Source organism: Lysinibacillus sp. FW301-JW8 (assembly GCF_058788755.1).
In genome coordinates this window covers 1-4,301 of record NZ_JBYTBB010000130.1, presented here as the reverse complement: position 1 = coordinate 4,301, position 4,301 = coordinate 1, and the positions used below count along the sequence as shown (strand labels likewise).

Below are 4,301 nucleotides of genomic sequence, written 5' to 3'. Positions count from 1 at the left end.
AGGAAAGCACTCAGTCGGAACGGAAATCAACCCCTCGTTTTGAAAAAGGGCTATACTTTTTAATTTGTCACCTTGATTTAATTGACATAATAGTATTTCAACAACATGAAAAAAGCAAACGATTATACCGTTTGCTTTTTTGTATTGTCCTTTTGCATATATTCCTATAGTTTATCAATATATAAAGGAGTTTAAAATTTGGGGAAACTTATGTCAATTTCGAACGTAAACTTATTATACTTAAATTGGGGGCGATAAAATGGATAACTTTTATAAAATAGCAATTATTGGGGGAACAGGGAGAGTTGGAAGGCATTTAGCAATGCGTGCTGTACAGCAAGGATATCATGTTCGGATGCTTGTTAGAAATCCCGAAAAATTATTGTATCAAAATGATAAGATTGACATTGTGAAAGGACAGATACAGGATATAAATAATATTCGAGAGCTGTTGAAAGACTGTAATATTGTCATAAATACATTTGGTCAGCCAGCGAAAGAGGATCCAATCTATAGCAAAGTAACTAAAAATATTCTCGACGTAATGAAAGATTTGAACATTAGCCGCTATATAGGTGTCTCAGGTGGTTCTTTAACGATTGACGGGGACAAAAAAAGCCTGTTGAATCGTGTTGGAGCAAAGTTATTTGAAACTCTCTTTCCAAAGATGATGGTAGATAAAAAATTGGAGTGGGAAATTTTATTGAACAGTAAAAATATTAAATGGACACTTTTGAGATTACCCTTTGTAAAAGATAGTTTAACTTCTAAGTCTATAAAAGTAGGCCTAACAGATATGCCTGGCACAAAAATTACGAATCAAGATATAGCCTCCTTTATTATTAAACATCTAGACAATCCTCAGTTTATACATAAATCTCCGTTTATCTCACATTAATAAATATCACAAGATTTTCTCTTTATTCATAAAAAAATGCAGTAGATAAAATTGATATCTACTGCATTTTAGTATTCAACTTAAGGTAGACTTGCTGGGGAAAAACAAATTATCTTTGCACTATAATTGACTGCGAAGTGAAATCCAACTTATTCCCACTATAATCTGTAAGCGTATTTCTAGGTGAAGCTAGAATTGTCACATTTCTACCGTATTCAAATCCACTTTGAGATATTGTAATTAGGACTCTATTATCTTGTGTATAAGTAGTTGTAGCTGCTACTGAATTACCATTTACAAGAATATCAAAATCCATAGTACCACCATTCTTGACTGGCTCACTGAAAATAAGCTCTAATGTTTGTGAATTGTTAACATTAATAGTTTGAATCTTTGGTGCAATATTTTCATTAAGAGTAATTAATGTACGCACCTCATCGAATGACTCCATAGAGTTCGCAGCTCTTAAACCTTTAATTGTTATATATCGACCTCCAGTAAAGTTATTGGAGTCCTTTTTCAACGTGAGCTTAATACGATTTAAATTAGAGCTCTCTACAATTGCACTTTCAATAAGCGCATTATCAATACTATAATTTTGAAGATTTTGAGCAAGTGCTGGATCAACAGGATAATTGAAATTCAGATACACAATATTATTATCTCTAATAGAATTATCTATTGCAGATGTTTGAATTGGATTAATTGGCGATAATGTGAGTTTATTGCTATTAATATTCAAATCACCGTTACGTGAAAATTTCACATTTGGTACTTCATTGACTGGCACACCATATAAATTTGTCACGTTAATTAAAGTCAGTTTACCATCGTAAAGAGCTCCCTTTGCATCATAAGGGCCAAGTAATCCTGCTATCTTGACACGTAGTTTTGTAGGTTGATCTTTTACTAGATGAATATCACTTTGAGGACCTCTTGATAATTCATATAAGATATGGTTATTCATATAGCTGCCAGAAAATGCTGCTTTTGCATTAGTTCCTAACTGAACTGGCTTATCAAAAGTTAATTGTAAATATTCTACACTATCTTCATAAACGATTTCAGAATTTGTTAAGACAGGCGCTCTATCATCTCTGATAAAATTATACACCGTTGAGAAATTGGCTGTTTCACCCGATAAATCAGTAATAACACGACCAGTAGCTGTTCCAATTGTAGTTATTCCCTGAAGTATATTTCTTGGATCTACCGTTACATTGACTAAACGGCCATTTTTAGAATCTTTCTCTACTTTATTGATGGTGAATGAAGTCTGGCCACTTTTAATGGATAAATCATGTACATAAAGCGGTTGAACCTCCTCTGAGAACAACAACTGGAATGTATTTGGACCAGTTTGTGTAACAGTGGATAGTGCTGGTGGAATACCATCTCTATCCCCTTTTTTCACTGAGACAGTAGCTGGATTTGGTGAAATGATATTTCCTGCCAAATCTGTGGCCGCTACAAATGTAATTTGCATAGCTGCACCAGGTGTTAAATAACCACCATTCACAGTTGCAGCGGATAAATCAAAGGTTGCCTCAGTGGCATTTTGTTCAATGCTCCCCACTACATTCATAACCCTTGTTCCATTTGGTAACGTGAATTGAATGCGTTCATTTGGAAATGCTGCCATTGGCTCAGAAAACTGCACTTTTACGATTGATGAGTTGTTTCCTTGCGTTGATCCCAAAATAGTTGGGGGTTGTGTATCCCCAGCAATGACAAAATTCGCATCTACTTGTTTAAGTAATAAACCTTTTTCTGATTTGATGTTGTTTAGTACATAACGATGTGTGCCTTTTAATGACTCATTTACTGTAAAGATGATTGATTTTTTATCAGCACTAATTTCTGCTTTCACAATGGATAGTGATCTTAATGTATCCACATTAGAGAAAGCTACAATATTATCCTGTAGTTTACCATCTGTTTTCAATACAGAAAGTGGGTCAATTGCCAGGTTAAAAGCAACTTTAATCTGAGAGCCATTGATTCCCTCCACTGATTGTACCTTTAGTTCATTGACTTCATAGGTAACAGCAGCTGAATAGGGTTTATCATTAATTTTAAAATCCACCTTCGTTTCCACATTTTCAATAAGTGGCGCTGCTAATGTTACCTTATGACTTGTCCCGTCTGTTAGTGTTACTTGTAGTGTAGTCGCATCTACTACTTTCACTGTTTGGATAAGCAAAGGTACCTCAGGCACTTTTATCATCTCAGTAATATTGGTCATAGTACGATGTAAAAAGGATGCAAATTGACCTCTTGTTAGTGTGCTTTTAGGATTAAATGTTTTGACATTAGTAATCTTTGCATACTCAAGAGCAGTAATAGCTTCACGGTTCTCTACTGTTGCATTTTTTAAATCTGTAATAGAGGATTTATGATTTTCTACTTTATATTTCGCAATTAAATCAATATCGTAAACTGTTTCAATCGCACTTACCAAGTAAGATGCCATTTGTTCTCGTGTGATATTCTCTGAAGGCAATAATTTGTTGTTAGTACCTTTAGTTATGCCAATATCATAGATAAGGGCTGCATATTGTAGTAATTCTTTATCTTTTGTAGTTGCTGGCTGCATGTCTGTAAAGCGTACTTTTTTATTGTAATCTTCAGGAATTTGATAGTGTTCTGATACTAGCCATTTCCCTAAAAATTTAATAACATTGCTTCGCGTAAGGGTAGCATTTGGCCTGAATGTGCCATCAGTATATCCTCCCACTATCTTCGCATCTGCTAGTGCCAAAATTCCCTCTCTATGGTCACTCTTTGCAATATCTGTAAAGGAGGCTGCACTTGCAGTAGGAACAACAGCTGCTGCAACCAATGCTGTAGATGCTGCGCTCACAATCCATTTACTTTGCTTTTTCTTCATATCTATAACCTCCTACTAATTCTATTCAACTCTATTATAAAAGAAAGCTAGAGTTATTCCAAAGGATATACCAATATTATCGAGATTTACCATGGAATATTTGTCTAAGTAGTAGTGAATAAAGAGTCGATGTTCAATTAAATTGGTTGGAGGAAATAAGTTTTAATCATGTATATTGTTATTTTAAATGGATGGAATTAGCTGTATTTGGTGGAGTTAAGCAAGGCTAATATTTTAATTTTTACTAATTAAAAATGGATAAGCATAAGCCTTCCCATAAGTATGTTTATGAGTTGAGGAGTCTCTGTTGTCAAGAATTCTACTATAATAAGGAGAAATCATTTAATGAAATCATGTTAGGCTAAGTGCAATAATAAGAGGGTTATCCGCTGTTTTTAACATATCACAAAAAGGCAATAACAAACTAAGAACTCATAAAAAAGCAGTAGATGTAAAATACATCTACTGCTTTTTTGTATGACCCGTACGGGATTCGAACCCGTGTTACCGCCG

Annotated in this window: 2 protein-coding genes; one reads left to right on the top strand and one right to left on the bottom strand. The window is 34.3% G+C overall.

All coding sequences use genetic code 11. The features are described 5' to 3' along the window. Positions 1 to 259 precede the first annotated feature (259 nt). Positions 260 to 898, top strand: a complete 639-nt coding sequence (locus tag AC3WOM_RS26495) for an NAD(P)-dependent oxidoreductase (RefSeq protein ID WP_492449134.1) — start codon at positions 260 to 262, stop codon at positions 896 to 898. 109 nt (positions 899 to 1,007) lie between these two features. Here AC3WOM_RS26495 and AC3WOM_RS26490 read toward each other — a convergent pair whose 3' ends face one another. Then, positions 1,008 to 3,788 (bottom strand): S-layer homology domain-containing protein, encoded by a 2,781-nt coding sequence (locus AC3WOM_RS26490; RefSeq protein WP_492449131.1) that lies wholly within the window; start codon positions 3,786 to 3,788, stop codon positions 1,008 to 1,010. Between the last annotated feature and the right edge of the window lie 513 nt (positions 3,789 to 4,301).